Raw genomic sequence first — 14933 nt, 5'->3', positions numbered from 1 at the left:
GCTCCAGACCGTCGATCAGGGTGATCTGCCGCTCCACCAGCGTCTGGCTGCGCCGCGACAGGTTCACGAACATCGCGTTGACGTTGCTGCGCAGGCGGGACTCCTCACCGGCCAGGCGGACGGCCTCGCGGTGCACCTCGTCGAAGGCCCGCGCCACTTCACCGATCTCGTCCTTGGAGTTGATCTCGATGGGCGGGACGTGGAGCTGCGCCGGGTCGACGTCGTTGTTGCGCAGCTGGCGCACCAGGTCGGGCAGCGTGTGGCCGGCGATCTTCAGGGCGTCGCCGCGCAGGCGGCGCAGCGGGCGTACGAGCGAGCCGGCCATGAGGACGGTGATCGCCAGGACCAGGAGCAGCAGCACGACCACGATGCCGATGTTGATCGCGGCCAGTTGCCTGTCGCCGCTGGCGACGTCGGCGCTGCGCGTGGCCACCTGCACCGACAGCGACTTCTGCACCTGGTGGAGCCGGTCGACGGTGTCGGAGATGGCCTCGAACCAGCTCTCGACGTCCCTGGTGGTGGAGTTGTCGAGCCGGCCCAGAGACTGGCCGTTGTTGTTGAGCAGCACGGCGCGGCTGATGTAGAACTCGGCGCGGCCGACCTTCTGGCTGGCCACCGTGTTGTCGAAGTCCTGGCGCTGGGCCGGCGTGGCCACCGCGGTGAACGAGGCGCGCTCGCTCTCCCTGCGCGAGCGGGCGTCGAGGAAGGCGGTGAACTCCGGCTGCTCGAAGAAGCCGCGCACGAGCGCGATCGTCAGCAGCGCCCGCTGCTTGGAGGCCTCCTCCTCGGCGCGGGCGATGGCGCGCAGCGCGGCGGCCGTGGCGGTGAGCTGCTCGTCGGTGGAGCCCTGGCCGAGCTCGTCGTAGAGCAGCAGCATGTCGGCGATGGTCTCGGAGTATTTCTCCACCGTCGGCAGCGGCGGCAGCTGCTGGTTTGCCACCGTGTCGCGCAGCGAGGCGATCTGGCCGAGCCGGACCTCGATCCGGTCGAGGGTCCTGCGGCCCAGGTCGGACAGCGAGGTCTCGGTGCTCTTGGCCAGTTCGAGGGTGCGGTCGACGTTGGCGTCCACGATCCGCTGCTGGCTCTCCAGCTTCTCCCCCGCCGAGGCCCGCTTGCCGGAGGCGACGTAGCGGGCGGCCAGGTCACGTTCGAGGCCGAGGTCGCGGGAGAGCTCGCCGATCTGGGCGACCAGCCTTCCGGCGTCGTTGATGAGCTGGTACTGCTGCGCGCTGGTGATCGAGGTGGTGACGCGCAGGGCGCCCAGGATCACGGCCACGATCGTGGGAATGGCGATGAGGGCGATGAGGCGTGTGCGTACGCGCCAGTTACGCAGCGCGAAAAAACTACCCGTCCTGGGCGGCTGCGTCTCCTTCACCGCACCGCCCACGGACTTTTCCGGCAAGTCCGGAGCGTTACCACGACCGGGATCGGTCGTTGTTGTCCTCACTGGTGGCAACCTCTCGCCATGGCCTGCTCTAAGGGGGTCTCAGCGGCTTCGTCACACGGACGAGCGATCGCAGGCAAGTTCGAGGCCCAATTTGAGCACAAACCTCATACTTAGGCCAACGTCTCGGCAGTTTTCAACCGTTCCAGACCACACGTTGTTCATGTCGCGAACCTGCGAACACGGAGCGCAACCAGCGTCCCAATCCGGACATTCCAGCAGTAACAGCACTTTATGCCTACATTTACATATATAGCGGGGCACGGTCATATTTGGCAGATAAAGTGCATAAACGCGGCATAGTGCTGCCGTTCCGATCTCCCCTCCGGTACGCTTCACGCCCGGTAACTACGTGCCGATCTCCAGAAGCTTCCCCTGGTAGGAGAACCCCCCATGACACGCAAACTGCGCTGTCACGCCATTGTCCTCGGCGTCACAGTCGCTCTCACCCTTGCCGGCTGCGGTGGTTCCGGCGGCGACACCGCCGAGGCCGGTGGCAACAGCAAGGGCTTGGAGAAAACCACCATCAAGGTCGGGGCGCTCCCCATTCCGGACCCGGTATCCCTCTATATCGCCAACGCCAAGGGCTACTTCAAGGAAGAGGGCCTGACGGTCGAGCCGGTCACCATCACCGGTGGCGCCGCGGCATTGCCGCAGATCCAGAGCGGTGCGCTGGACATCTCGCAGACCAACTACGTCTCGACGTTCCTGGCCGTCAGCCAGGGCAAGAAGATCAAGCTGGTCGCGGATATGTACCAGGCCGCCCCCAACACCTTCAACATCATGGTCCCGAAGGACTCGTCGATTCGGACGGTGGAGGACCTCAAGGGCAAGACCATTCTGGTCAACAACCTCAACAACATCGCCACGCTCGCGGTGACCACGCAGCTCAAGGTGGCCGGTCTCACCGAGAAGGACGTCAAGTTCGTCGAGAAGCCCTTCCCGGACATGGGCAACGCGATCCTCAGCGGCCAGGCCGACGCCGGCTGGATCACCGAGCCGTTCATCACCGCCAACCAGAGCCAGCACGGCTTCCGCAAGCTGGTGGACACGATGACCGGCCAGACGGCCGACCTGCCCATCGCCGGCTGGATGGCCACCGAGGAGTGGGCCTCGAAGTACCCGAAGACGCTGGCCGCCTTCCAGCGCGCGATCGCCAAGGCGCAGCAGCTCGCCTCCAGCGACCGCAAGGAGATCGAGGCCACGCTGCCGAAGTACACGAAGATCGACGCCAAGACGGCCTCGGTGATCACGCTCGGTGCGTACCCGAGTGAGCTGAACGCCAACCGCCTGCAGAAGGTCGCCGACCTGATGCTGGAGTACGGCTACCTGAAGAGCGCCATCGACGTGAAGTCCGTCATCGCGACGACCGGCGCCTCGAACGGATGACCGGTGCACGACTGCTCCGCGGCGCCGCCGGCGCCGTGGGGTTCCTCGTCCTCGCCGAGCTGTTCATCCGCTTCGGCGTCAGCGAGGACCTGAAGTTCCCGGCCCCCTCGGTCATCCTCCTGGAGGCCGTGCGGCTGCCCGCCGACCCCGACTTCCTGGAAGGCGTCGTCACCACCCTCGGCAACTGGGTGCTCGGCCTGCTGGTCGCCACCGCCGTCGCCGTGCCGCTGGGCGTGCTGCTGGGGGCGCTGCCCCCGGTCGAGCGGGCGATCAGGCCGCTGCTGGAGTTCCTGCGGCCGATCCCGTCCGTGGCGATCATCCCGCTGGCGATCCTGCTGATCCCGGTGGACGAGCTGATGAAGGTCTCGGTCATCGTGTACGCCTCGGTCTGGCCGATCCTCATCAACACCCTGTACGGCATGCACGACGTGGACCCGCTGGCCAAGGAGTCCCTGCGCAGCTTCGGCTTCGGCTCCCTGGCGGTGCTGGTCAGGGTCAGCCTGCCCAGCGCCGCCCCGTTCGTGGCGACCGGCGTCAGGATCGCCGCCGGGATCGCGCTCGTCCTGGCGGTCAGCGCCGAGCTGCTGGCCGGCGGCGTGGCGGGCATCGGCGTCTACGTCAACATCGCGGGCAGCGGCAACCGGACCGACCTCATGCTGGCGGCCACCTGCTGGGCCGGCGTGCTGGGCGTGCTGGCGAACATGCTCCTGCTGACCGGCGAGCGCCGTCTCTTCCGCTGGCACCGGATGCGGACGGGAGCGGCGCAGTCGTGAAGATCCTGACCCGGTTCTGGCTGATCCCGGTCGTGCTCGTCGGGTGGGAGCTGCTCACCAGGGCGCTGGAGGAAACCGACTTCCCGCCGCCCACGGCGATCGTGGCCCGCATGTACGAGCTGTGGTTCTCCGGCCCCGCGGGCCGGGTGTTCCTCACCCAGGACGCCGTCGACAACTTCCTGCCCAGCCTGGGCCGCATGTTCGGCGGCTGGATCCTGGCCTCGCTGATCGGGGTCGTGGTGGGCATGCTGCTCGGCCGCTCCCGCACGGCGACCGACTACGTGAACCCGCTGATCGAGTTCGGCCGCTCGATCCCGCCGCCGCTGCTGCTGCCGGTGTTCCTCGTGCTCCAGGCCGGCCTGGCCACGCAGTACGGCGGCCTGATCACGCAGCTGGCGACCATCGTCTTCGGCGTGGTCTGGCCGGTGCTGCTCAACACGATCGAGGGCGCCAGGGCCGTGGACCGCACGTACACGGAGACGGCCACGGTCTTCAACCTGAGCAGGACGCAGCGCTTCCGGGTGGTCGTGCTGCCCGCCGCCTCGCCGAAGATCTTCGCCGGGCTGCGGCTGAGCCTGTCGCTGGCGCTGATCCTCATGGTGATCACCGAGGTGATCGGCGGCTCCGACGGCATCGGCTACCAGCTCCTGCAGGCCCAGCGCAGCTTCGACGCCGCCGGGGTGTGGGCGGCCATCGCGCTGCTCGGCCTGCTCGGCTACCTCGTGAACTCCCTGTTCGTGCTGGCCGAGCGCAGAATGCTCGTCTGGCACCGGCAGGCCACCCGCAACCCGTGAATCCCCTGGAAGGACGTATGCCGCACTCCGATGACCTCCTGTGGGGAGCCGTAGGAGACATCTCCCGTTTCGCGGCCCTGCTGACCATGGCCGAGCTGGGCCTGGCCGACCATCTCGCGCACGGGCCGCTGGACAGCGGCGAGCTGGCGCGGCGGTGCGGGGCGCACGCCCCCTCGCTGCGCCGGGTCCTGCGCGAGCTGGCCAGCATGGGCGTGGTCAAGGGCACGGGCCCCGACGTCTACGACCTCACCGAGAAGGGCACCGCCCTGCGCTCGGACGCGCCCGACTCCGTTCGCTCCTCGATCCGCATGCTCGGCGAGGAGAGCTTCTGGTACGCCATGGGCATGCTGCCCGCCACGGTGCGCGACGGCGACTCGGCGTTCATGAAGCGCTACGGCCCCCTCTACGACCACCTGGCCGCGAACCCGGCGGTGAGCCGGATGTTCGACGACTACATGACCGCCAGGGCCATCCCCTTCACCGAGGGCCTGGCCAAGCGGTACGCCTTCCCGCCCACCGCGACCATGGTGGACGTGGCGGGCGGCAAGGGCCACATCCTGGCCACGGTGCTGCACGCCAACCCGCAGATGCGCGGCGTCCTGTTCGACCTGGAGCACGTCGCCGAGCACGCCAGGCGCACGCTGGCGGAGGAGGGCCTGGCCGAGCGGGCGCAGGTCGTCTCGGGTGACATGTTCGCCGAGGTGCCGGCCGGCGGCGACGTCTATCTCCTGGCCAGCGTCCTGCACAACTGGGACGACGACGCCGCCGTCACGATCCTCGGCAACGTCCGCGCGGCCATGAACCCCGGCGGGCGGGTCCTGCTCCTCGAAGTCGTGCTGCCCGACAGCGAGGAGCCCCACCTGGGTAAGGACATCGACATGCGGATGCTGGCGATTTTCAACGGTGGCACCGAGCGCAGCCGCGAGGAGTACTCCGCCCTGCTCGACCGGGCGGGGCTGGCCCTCGGCAAGGTGGTGGAGCTCGGCTCCGGCGCCAGCCTCATCGAGGCCGTGCCCCGCTGACCCCTCCCCCGGCCTTCCCCACCTGATGGCAGGACCCCAGAAAGGCAGTGACATGAAGCTGGCCAGGATCGTAGTCGCGGGTATGGCGGTCGCGCTGGCGCTCAGCGCGTGCGGCGGCGGGGGAGGCGGAGGAGAGCAGCAGGCGGCCGCCACGTCGCCCGGCGGGCTGGAGAAGACCCAGCTCCTGGTCGGCGTGGTGCCGGTCCCGTCGTCGGCGCCGCTGTTCATCGCCGAGAAACGCGGCTTCTTCAAGGAAGAGGGCCTGACGGTCAAGACGGAGATCATCCAGGCGCCGCAGGCGGTCATGCCGAAGATCATCAACGGCAGCATGGACGCCTTCCTGACCAGCTACGTGTCGCTGATGGCGATCAACGACACGGGCGCGGCCAAGCTCAAGCTGTTCCAGCACAGCCAGGAGGCCGCCCCGGGCGTGGCCGGCGTCGTCGTCGCCAAGGGCTCGCCGGTCAAGACGGCCGCCGACCTCAAGGGCAAGACGATCGCGGTCAACGTGCTCAAGGCGCTCGGGCAGACGCTGACCAACGCCCACCTCCAGGAGGCCGGGCTCAAGCCGGAGGACGTCAAGTTCGTCGCCGTGCCCTTCGCCGACCAGCTCAGCGCCCTGTCCTCCGGGCAGGTGGACGCGGCCTGGCTGGTCGAGCCGTTCCTGACCGCCGCCAAGAAGCACGGCGCCACCGAGATCATCGACACCACCGACGGCGTCACCGCCGGGGTGCCGATCGACGGGTGGGGCGTCTCAGAGCAGTGGCTGGCCAAGAACCCGAAGACGGCCGCCGCCTTCCACCGCGCGCTGGCCAAGGCCCAGGAGATCGCCGGCGCCGACCGCAAGGCCATCGACGAGGTCGTGCCGACGTACACGCAGACCCAGGCGGACGCGGCGGCGGCGATGAAGCTCGGCGAGTTCTCGATGCGGGCGGACCAGGCGAGCGTGCAGAAGCTGGCCGACCTGCTGCACGGCTACGGCTACCTCAAGAACAAGGTGGACGTGGCGCGGCTCTTCGCGCCGTCCGCCGGCTGAGCAGGGCGCCGGCCGAGCAGGGCGCCCGCTGCGAAGGGCGGCGGCTGAGCAGGGCGCCGACGTACGCTGGAGGCCGCGACGGCACCGCACCACTGGACTCGGAAAGGCAGTGGCGATGCGACGGATCAGGACCACAGTCGTGGGCATGGCGGTCGTCCTGGCGGCCGTACTGGCGCTCGGCGCGTGCGGCGGCGGGGCCGCGGGGCGGGGCGGCGTGAGTGGCGGCGTGAGTGGCGCCGCCTCCCCCGGCGGGCCCGAGAAGACGGAGCTGCTGATCGGCGTGTTACCGGTGGCCTCCTCCGCGCCGCTGTTCATCGCCGACAAGCGCGGCTTCTTCAAGGAAGAGGGCCTGACCGTGAAGACCGAGATCATCCAGGCGCCGCAGGCGGTCATGCCGAAGATCGTCAACGGCAGCATGGACGCCTTCCTGACCAGCTACGTCTCGCTCATGACGATCAACGACACGGGCGCGGCCAAGCTCAAGCTGTTCCAGCACAGCATGGGAGGCGCGCCCGGCTTCTGCGCGGTGGTCGTGACCAAGGACTCGCCCATCAGGACGGTCGCCGACCTCAGGGGCAAGACGATCGCGGTCAACGTGCTCAAGGCGCTCGGGCACACGGTGGTCAGCGCCCACCTGCAACAGGCCGGGCTGCGGCTGGAGGACGCCAAGTTCGTCGCCGTGCCCTTCGCCGACCAGCTCGGAGCGCTGTCCTCGGGCAAGGTGGACGCGGCCTGGCTGGCCGAGCCGTTCCTGAGCGCGGCCGAGCAGGACGGCGCCAGGCAGATCGTCGACACCATCGGCGGGCCGACGGCGGGCGTGCCGATCGACGGGTGGGGCGTGACCGAGCAGTGGCTGGCCCGATATCCGAAGACGGCCGCCGCCCTGCACCGGGCGCTGGCCAAGGCCCAGCGGATCGCCGGGGCCGATCGCCAGGCCATCGACGAGGTCGTGCCGACGTACACGCAGATCCCGGCGGACGTGGCGGCGCGGATGAACGTCGGGGAGTTCGCGATGGAGGCCGACAGGGCCGGCGTGCAGAAGCTGGCCGACCTCATGCACGGCTTCGGGTTCCTGAAGAAGAAGGTGGACGTGAACCAGATCTTCGCACCGGTCGGCGGATGACCCGTCAGGCATCCGGGCGCGGCGCCGTGACGAGCCGCGAAGGGCGCGGCGCCGTGACGGGCCGCGAGGGGCGCGGCGGGCTCGGGCGGGTCGCGCTCGGGGTCGCCGGGGTGGTGGGATTTCTCGCGGCGGCCGAGCTGGCCGGGCGGGCCGGGCTGCTGCCCGGCTATCTGCCGTACGTGTCGCACGTGCTCACCACGGCGGCGGCCCTGCCGCTGGAGGCGCAGTTCAGGGCCGACGTGCTGGCCACGCTCTGGCCGTGCCTGCTGGGGCTGCTGATCGCGATCGCCATCGCCGTGCCGCTCGGGCTGCTGTTCGGGACGGTGCCGTTCCTGGAGCGCTCGGCCCGGCCGCTGGTGGAGTTCCTGCGGCCGATCCCGTCGGTGGCGCTGATCCCGCTGGCGGTCTTCCTGCTGCCCTACGGTCACGACGCCAAGACGGCGCTGGTCGTCTATACCTGCTCGTGGCCGCTGCTCATCAACACCATGTACGGCCTGAGCGACGTCGATCCGCTCGCCAAGGAGACGCTGCGCAGCTTCGGCTTCGGCCCGCTGGCCGTGGCGTGGCGGGTGAGCCTGCCGAGCGCGGCGCCGTTCATCGCCACCGGGGTGCGGATCGCCGTGGCGGTCACCCTGATCGTGGCGGTGAGCGTGGAGCTGCTGGCGCCCGGCGGGGGCGGGATCGGGGCGTTCCAGTCGCTGGCGGGCAGCGCCAACAGGCTCGACCGGGTGCTGGCCGCCACGGTGTGGGCCGGGGTGATCGGGCTGGCGGCCAACGTGCTGTTCACGGCCGGTGAGCGGCGGCTGTTCCGCTGGCATCGGGCCAGGACGGGGGAGGTCGCGTGAGGATCGTGCGCCGCCTGGCGTGGTACTGGCTGCTGCCCGTGGCGGTGGCGGTCTGGGAGCTCGCCACGCGCTCGGCGCAGGCCACGTACTTCCCGCCGCCGTCGCAGATCGTGGTGCGGCTGCACGAGTTGTGGTTCTCCGGGCCGGTGGCGCGCGGCTTCCTCACCGACGAGGCCGTGGCGGACCTGCTGCCGAGCCTGTCCAGGCTGTTCGCCGGGTGGGCGACGGCCTGCGCGGCGGGCGTGCTGGCCGGGGTCGCGCTGGGGCGCTCGTACCGGCTGTCGGCGCTGGTGGAGCCGCTGCTGCACTTCGGCCGCTCGGTGCCGCCCGCCGCGCTGCTGCCGGTCTTCCTGGTGCTGTTCAAGGTCGGCACGCCGATGCAGCTCGCCTCGATCGTGTACGGCGTGCTGTGGCCCGTGCTGATCAACAGCATGGACGGAGCCCGTCACGTGGACCGCCAGTACATCGAGACCGGCGTCGTCTACCGCTTCACCGCCTGGCAGCGCCTCACCAGGGTCATCCTGCCCGCCGCCGGCCCGAAGATCTTCGCCGGGCTGCGGCTGAGCGTGTCGCTGGCGTTGATCATGATGGTCATCTCCGAGCTGGTGGGCAGCAGCGAGGGGATCGGGCACCGCATGCTGGAGGCGCAGGGCCAGTTCGACATCCCGGCCATGTGGGCGGCGATCGTGCTGCTGGGGCTGCTCGGGATCGTGCTGAACGCGGCGTTCCTGGCGGTGGAGCGGGCGGTGCTGGGCTGGCACCTGAGCGCCCGCACCACCGACGCCTGACCCCTTCCCCCTCCCGGCGGCCGGACCGCCGCCCCGCCCCGCCCCGCCTGGGTCGGGCCGGGCCGGGCGGGGCGGTCAGCCGTGCAGGCGGGAGATCGCCTCGGCCTGGCGGGCGAGCAGGGCCGCGCGATCGGGGACGCCGTTCGCGGGCCGCTCGACGTCGTGCCGGCCGTACTCCTCGGCCCACAGGCCGGTCTTGACCCGGCTGAGCAGGTTCGCCAGGCCGGGCCGGCGGCGGGCCCTGCGCAGCGCGGACAGGTCCAGCTCGGCGGCGGCGACCAGCGTCTCGCCCGGCCCCGCCTGGGCCAGCGCGCGCCCTTCGTGGTCGATCACCTCCGAGCCGCCGTTGGTGGAGTCGCCGGGGATCGCGATGCCGCGCAGGCCGCCGCTGTTGGCCGAGACCACGCAGGCCAGGTTCTCCACCGCGCGGGCGCGGCGGGCCACGGCCTTGGGCGTGAGCGCCGGGGACGACGCCTCCGACGTGGGGTTGCACAACACCTCGGCGCCGCGCAGGGCCAGCGCGCGGGCCAGCTCGGGCACGAGGATCTCCTCGGAGGCGACGGCGGCCAGGTTGCCGATCTCGGTACGGGCCACGGGCAGGACGCCGTCGATGCCGTAGATCTCCAGGTAACGCTCCCACACGTCGTACGGCGTGGGCGAGAACAACGAGTGCAGCCGCCGGTACCGCAGCACCGCCTCCCCCGACGGCGCGAGGATCACCGTGGCCTGGAAGTGCAGCCCGGGAAAGTGGTCGTCCCGCTCGTAGGCGTTGACGCACAGGAAGACGTCCTGGTCGGCGGCGACCGTGGCCAGGGCCCGGTACTCGGGCCCGTCGGGGTCGAGCGCCGCCCGTTCCCGCCACTGCGCCGGGCCCTGCCCCATGGGGAAGCCGGTCAGCACGTACTCGGGCAGGACCACCAGCCGCAGCTCCGGCCCGAGCCACGCCTTGGAGCCCGCCACCCGCACGCCGACCCGGTCGACGGCGGCCCGCAGGTCGTCGCGCGTGGTGATGGCCCGGGTCTCCATCTGCAGGGCCAGCGCGGTGAAGGCGGTCATTCAGCCGACCCGCCGCTCGTCGATCAGGGTGCGCCGCACGCACACGCCGTCGCGCAGCCACTGCCACACCCTGCTGCGCGAGCGGCCGTCCTCGCTCAGCACGATCAGCTCGAACAGCCGCAGGTCCTGCCCCTTGTACTGCCAGCTCAGGTAGATCGTGCTGTCGTCGAGCTCCCAGAACTCGCCCTTGAGCCGCTCGGTGTCGAAGGCGCACCGGCCGCCGCCGAGGTAGGTGGCGGGGAACTCGTGCACCTCGGTGCGCCCGTCGTCCCAGGTGTAGCGGTTGGTCTGGTGGTAGGCGGCGTCGTCGTGGATCACGCAGCTCATCTCGACGCGGTGCCGGTCGAGCAGCTCGCCGTCGCGGCCGAGGTGCCGGTATTCGCCCTCCCACTTCCCTTCGTGCCTGGCCAGCAGCGGCATGTCCGCGCGCAGTCCCATCGAGCCCTCACCCTTTCGTGCCGTGCCACCACGGGTCGGCGGCGTCGGACCGGTTGACCAGGAAGGCCCTGCGGCGCAGGAAGCGGCCGATGGAGGCCGTCCCCATGCGGGAGCCGCCGAGCCCGGACAGGCGGAAGGAGTTCTTCTCGCCCTCGTGCACGAGCGCGGTCAGTGCCGCGTCGTTGACGCTGACCGCGCCGACCTGCAGCCGGGCCGCCACCGCCCGCGCCTGCTCCTCGGTGGCGGCGAAGACGGCGGCCGACAGCCCGTAGGCCGAGTCGTTGGCCAGCGCGATCGCCTCCTCGGGGCCGTCCACCGCCATGACCGGCAGCACCGGGCCGAACGTCTCCTCCCTCATGACCAGCATGTCGTGATCGACGCCGGACAGCACGGTGGGACGGCACCAGTGGCCGCCGCCGTGGCGTTCGATCCTGCCACCGGTGTGCACGACGGCGCCCCTGGCCACGGCGTCGGCGAGGTGGGCGGCGATCACGTCCTCCTGGCCGGGCTTGATGATGGGGCCGATCGGGCCGCCCTCGCAGGTCAGGCCCACCTGCGCGGCCTTGTCCACGAGGCGGGACAGGAACGCGTCGTGCGCCTCGCGGGCCACGTAGACGCGCTCGATCGACTGGCAGGACTGCCCGGCGTTGGCGGTGCCGCCCCACAGGACGGCCGCGGCCGCCCGGTCGAGGTCGGCCCCGGCCAGCACGATCGCCGGGTCCTTGCCGCCCAGCTCCAGGAAGGCCGGCACGAACGCGCGGGCCGCCGCCTGCGCCCCCCGCCGGCCCGTCTCGACGCTGCCGGTGAACACCACCGCGTCCACCAGGTCCACGAGCGCGGCGCCCGTCGCGCCGTCGCCCTCGACCACCCGGAGCGGCAGCTCGTCGGGGACCAGCCGCATGAGCGGCTCGATGAAGCGGGGCGTCACCTCGCTCGGCTTGACCAGCACCGTGCAGCCGGCCGCCAGCGCGGGGACGGCGTCGATGAGGGCGAGCAGCAGCGGCAGGTTCCAGGGGCTGATCATCCCCACCAGCTCGTACGGCACCGCGTCGCCCGCCACGAAGATCCCGGGCAGGGCGGCGGCCCGTTCGGGGGGCGGGGCGAGCAGGGCGGGCGCCTGGTGAACCCATCGGTCGATGAGGCCGGCCACGATCCGGCGCTCCAGCAGCGACTCCCCCACCCTGCCGGTGTCGGCCACCAGGGCGGCGAGCAGGTCCTCGTCATCGGCCAGCGCGGCGCCGAACCGGGACAGGACGGCGCCGCGGCCGGCAGCGGGGTCGGCGGCGGGGTCGGCGGCGGGGTCGGCGGCGCGCCAGGCGGGCGCCATCCCGCGCAGCTCGGCGGCGACGGCTGCCAGCCGATCGGGCGGGATCGGGGCCGGCGGCCGGTCGGCCTGCCCGGTGATCGGGTTCCTCACGTTCATGCGGTGCGGCCACGGGACATGGTGCTCCTGCGATGTTCGGCGGGAGCCATTGTGATCATGTGAGAGCCCGCGCGTCAACGCGCGCCCGTGACCGGGTCCGGTCAGCCGCCCCAGCCGGGCACGGCCATCCTGACCGTGAGCGCGTGCTCGACGAGCTGGATCAGGGCGTTCTTGACCGAGTCCTTCTTGCGGGCGTCGAGCCGCACCATCGGGATGTGCGGCGCCAGCGTCAGGGCGTCGCGCACCTCGGTGTCGCTATGGGGATACTGGCCGTCCCAGCCGTTGATGCCGACCACGAACGGAAGCTGAGCCTCCTCGAAGTAGTCGATGGCCGGGAAACTGTCGGCGAGACGGCGGGTGTCGACGAGGACGACCGCGCCGATGCGTGGTCGACTTCAGCGGGGTCATGCCCAGGTCGTCGATCCCGGCGGAGGCGTCGGTCATGACGGCCTCCGTGGTCAACGGCATGATCTCCGACACCGCCCCGACGAACGTCGTCTTGCCCACCCCGAATCCGCCCGCCACCACGATCTTCGTCGAGGTGAGTCCGGGGCTAGAGCCTGCGAAGTCCACTGAGCACCCTTTCCAGCAGATTGACGTCCGGCCGGCCGGCGTCCAGCTGTGGCTGATGCACGCGGACCAGACCTTCGGCGGCCATGTCGGCGACCAGCACCCGCACCACGCCGAGCGGGATCCGCAGCAGCGCCGACACCTCGGCCACGGACCTGACCTGCCGGCACAGTTGGCTGATCGCCTGGTACTCCGGCGTGATATGCGAGAACTCCCGCTGCTCGGCGGTCGCCGAGGACACCAGGGCCTCCATCGCCAGCTTGACCCGCGGCGCCGTCCGTCCACCTGTCACCGCGTACGGGCGGACGGGCGATGCGGGGTCGGGATTCAGCTGCGACTGGGGCTGGGGCTGTTGCGGAGGGGCCCAGCCGCCGCTGTTCCATCTGGGGTCCGTCACGTACATCACCTTGTCTGGCTGGCGCGCAGCTCCGCGCGCACAGCCGGAGTCAGCACCTGACCGGCGCGATCGACCATCAGCGTCATCTGGTACGCCACCAGACCCATGTCGCAATCCGGCGCCGCCAGCACCGCCAGACACGAACCATCACTGATCGACATGATCAGCATCAGCCCGCGCTGCATCTCCACGAGACCATCCGACGAGACGACCACCGCATGAGCCACACCAGGGACCGTGCTGACGAAATCGGTGATCAACCAGTCGACTCCGCGCGCCGCGTTGCTCAGGTTGTTCATACGCCCTCCTCCCTTTCGTCGTCCTTCCCTCCCATGGGGCCGGAAGAGGGAAACGCCCTGCCCTCGCTGATGTCGTCGCGCGCCGCCCGGAAGCCCTGCTGGAAGCTGGACAGCCGGCTGCGCACCCGGTCGGGCGAGACCGACGGCATCGGCATGGCGCCCTTGGCCGGCCCGCCGCTGTCCGCCGAGCCGGGCACCAGGTTCGCCTTGGGCACCCGCTTGGGCAGGCCCGCCGCCGTCGCGCCGTCACGTACCGGTTCCACCACTGCCTCCGCCGCGCTCCAGCCCGCGTCCGCCTTCGAGGAGCCCCAGCTCGCGCCGTTGGCGTCGCGCCCGAACCAGGCGGACTCCACGGCGGCGAAGATCGGCAGGTAGTCGTCACCGGCGGAGGCGGGCGGCGCCGCCGGCATGGGGCCCGTTCCGCCGGAGTCGGACTCGGAGTATTCGAACCCCGGCCGCTGCGGCGGGTTGGTGTCCTGGCTCCAGCCTCCGGGCGGCGGCTGGGGCACGGGTCGTCTGGGCAGGCCGCGCTCGCCGTTCCAGGCGGGGCCGCGGGGCGGCGCCCACACGTCGCCGCTCTCGAAGCCGCCGCGCGGCTCGGCGGGCCACGCGGACGCGTCCGGCTGCCACGGGGGTTGCGCGGGCCAGTTGCCGCCCGCCTCCGGGTTCGACGGGAACGACGGATGCCCGGGCCCCATCTGGAACGTGGGCTGCGGCCAGTCGGTGACCGGCGGGGCGGGATGCGGCCCCGAGTACGGCTCGTCCCTGGGCCCGCCGGCCCCGGCTCCCGCGAGGGCCGGCGGCTGGTCGCCGGAGAAGGGCCGGCTCTCGGAGAAGGAAGATGACTGGTCGCCGGCGAAGGGCCGGTCGTCGGCCAGGGCCGGCGGCTGTCCGCCGGCGAAGGGCCGGCCCTCGAAGGACGGCGGCTGGTTGCCCGAGAAGGACGGCATGCCGGCGAAGGCCGGCGCCTGGGAGCCCAGCATGTTCTCCGGGATGAGCACCATGGCGGTCAGGCCGCCGGAGGCGTGCGGGCGCAGCTGCACCCGGATGCCGTGCCGGTGCGCCAGCCGGGCCACCACGAACAGGCCCATCCGCCGCGACACCGACACGTCCACGCTCGGCGCCTCCATCAGCCGCTCGTTGGCCTGGGTCAGCTCCTCCGTGGTCATGCCGATGCCGGAGTCGGTGATCGACAGCATGACGCCGCCGCCGTCGATCCGGCTGCCGGAGACCGTCACCCTGGTCTCGCGCGGGGAGAACGACAGCGCGTTCTCGACCAGCTCGGCGAGCAGGTGGATGACGTCGTTGACGGCCTGCCCCGCCACCGACACGCCGTCCGGCACCTGCAGCACGACGCGCTCGTAACCCTCGACCTCCGACAGCGACGCCCGGGCCACGTCGACCAGCTTGACCGGCTGGCTCCAGCGGCGCGGCGGGTCCTGGCCGGCCAGCACCAGCAGGTTCTCGCTGTTGCGGCGCATGCGGGTGGCCAGGTGGTCCAGCTTGAACAGGTTGCCCAGCCGCTGCTCGTCCTGC

15 protein-coding genes and 1 pseudogene are annotated in these 14933 nt (G+C 71.2%); 8 read left to right on the top strand and 8 right to left on the bottom strand.

The features are described from left to right. Positions 1 to 1402 (bottom strand): nitrate- and nitrite sensing domain-containing protein (locus IO39_RS42010; RefSeq protein WP_169789216.1); only part of this gene is annotated, 1402 nt, incomplete at its 3' end. 435 nt (positions 1403 to 1837) lie between these two features. Here IO39_RS42010 and IO39_RS42005 point away from each other — a divergent pair. The 8 genes from IO39_RS42005 to IO39_RS41970 all read left to right on the top strand — a co-directional run bounded on the left by IO39_RS42005 (position 1838) and on the right by IO39_RS41970 (position 9214). Then, positions 1838 to 2833 (top strand): ABC transporter substrate-binding protein, encoded by a 996-nt coding sequence (locus IO39_RS42005; protein WP_043636753.1) that lies wholly within the window; start codon positions 1838 to 1840, stop codon positions 2831 to 2833. Beyond that, positions 2830 to 3606 (top strand): ABC transporter permease, encoded by a 777-nt coding sequence (locus IO39_RS42000; protein ID WP_043636751.1) that lies wholly within the window; start codon positions 2830 to 2832, stop codon positions 3604 to 3606. The genes IO39_RS42005 and IO39_RS42000 overlap by 4 nt, the downstream gene beginning before the upstream one ends. Continuing rightward, positions 3603 to 4400, top strand: a complete 798-nt coding sequence (locus IO39_RS41995) for an ABC transporter permease (RefSeq protein ID WP_084774480.1) — start codon at positions 3603 to 3605, stop codon at positions 4398 to 4400. The genes IO39_RS42000 and IO39_RS41995 overlap by 4 nt, the downstream gene beginning before the upstream one ends. Before the next feature lie 17 nt (positions 4401 to 4417). Next, a complete protein-coding gene (locus tag IO39_RS41990) occupies positions 4418 to 5422 on the top strand; it encodes a methyltransferase (RefSeq protein WP_052424098.1) in 1005 nt (334 codons plus the stop codon). A gap of 82 nt (positions 5423 to 5504) precedes the next feature. After that, a complete protein-coding gene (locus IO39_RS41985; protein WP_052424097.1) occupies positions 5505 to 6458 on the top strand; it encodes an ABC transporter substrate-binding protein in 954 nt (317 codons plus the stop codon). Between the two features lie 115 nt (positions 6459 to 6573). After that, entirely contained in the window at positions 6574 to 7581 is a 1008-nt protein-coding gene (locus IO39_RS41980) for an ABC transporter substrate-binding protein (protein WP_157549695.1), read from the top strand. Then, positions 7578 to 8426 carry an ABC transporter permease gene (locus IO39_RS41975; protein WP_084774475.1) on the top strand — a complete coding sequence of 283 codons (849 nt, stop codon included), beginning with the start codon at positions 7578 to 7580 and terminating at the stop codon, positions 8424 to 8426. The genes IO39_RS41980 and IO39_RS41975 overlap by 4 nt, the downstream gene beginning before the upstream one ends. After that, positions 8423 to 9214, top strand: a complete 792-nt coding sequence (locus IO39_RS41970; RefSeq protein WP_245642581.1) for an ABC transporter permease — start codon at positions 8423 to 8425, stop codon at positions 9212 to 9214. The genes IO39_RS41975 and IO39_RS41970 overlap by 4 nt, the downstream gene beginning before the upstream one ends. Before the next feature lie 75 nt (positions 9215 to 9289). Here IO39_RS41970 and IO39_RS41965 read toward each other — a convergent pair whose 3' ends face one another. From IO39_RS41965 to IO39_RS57135, 7 genes and pseudogenes are all read right to left on the bottom strand, one after another. After that, entirely contained in the window at positions 9290 to 10270 is a 981-nt protein-coding gene (locus IO39_RS41965) for a nitrilase-related carbon-nitrogen hydrolase (protein WP_052424094.1), read from the bottom strand. After that, a complete protein-coding gene (locus tag IO39_RS41960) occupies positions 10271 to 10708 on the bottom strand; it encodes a DUF3598 family protein (RefSeq protein ID WP_043636748.1) in 438 nt (145 codons plus the stop codon). Between the two features lie 7 nt (positions 10709 to 10715). Next, entirely contained in the window at positions 10716 to 12125 is a 1410-nt protein-coding gene (locus IO39_RS41955) for an aldehyde dehydrogenase family protein (protein ID WP_211267371.1), read from the bottom strand. Positions 12126 to 12232: 107 nt separating this feature from the next. After that, a pseudogene (locus IO39_RS41950) lies at positions 12233 to 12656 on the bottom strand (GTP-binding protein). Positions 12657 to 12684: 28 nt separating this feature from the next. Continuing rightward, on the bottom strand, positions 12685 to 13032 hold the full coding sequence (locus tag IO39_RS41945; RefSeq protein WP_043636759.1) for a DUF742 domain-containing protein: 348 nt from the start codon (positions 13030 to 13032) through the stop codon (positions 12685 to 12687). Between the two features lie 71 nt (positions 13033 to 13103). Next, positions 13104 to 13397 carry a roadblock/LC7 domain-containing protein gene (locus IO39_RS41940; protein WP_043636743.1) on the bottom strand — a complete coding sequence of 98 codons (294 nt, stop codon included), beginning with the start codon at positions 13395 to 13397 and terminating at the stop codon, positions 13104 to 13106. Further along, on the bottom strand, positions 13394 to 14933 hold a 1540-nt coding region (locus IO39_RS57135), incomplete at its 5' end, for an ATP-binding protein (protein ID WP_245642580.1). The genes IO39_RS57135 and IO39_RS41940, both read right to left, overlap by 4 nt.

This window comes from Nonomuraea candida (assembly GCF_000725485.1).
GTDB classification, from domain to species: Bacteria; Actinomycetota; Actinomycetes; order Streptosporangiales; family Streptosporangiaceae; genus Nonomuraea; species Nonomuraea candida.
Note: the sequence above shows the minus strand (reverse complement) of the source record. Positions and strands in the feature narration are given on the sequence as shown.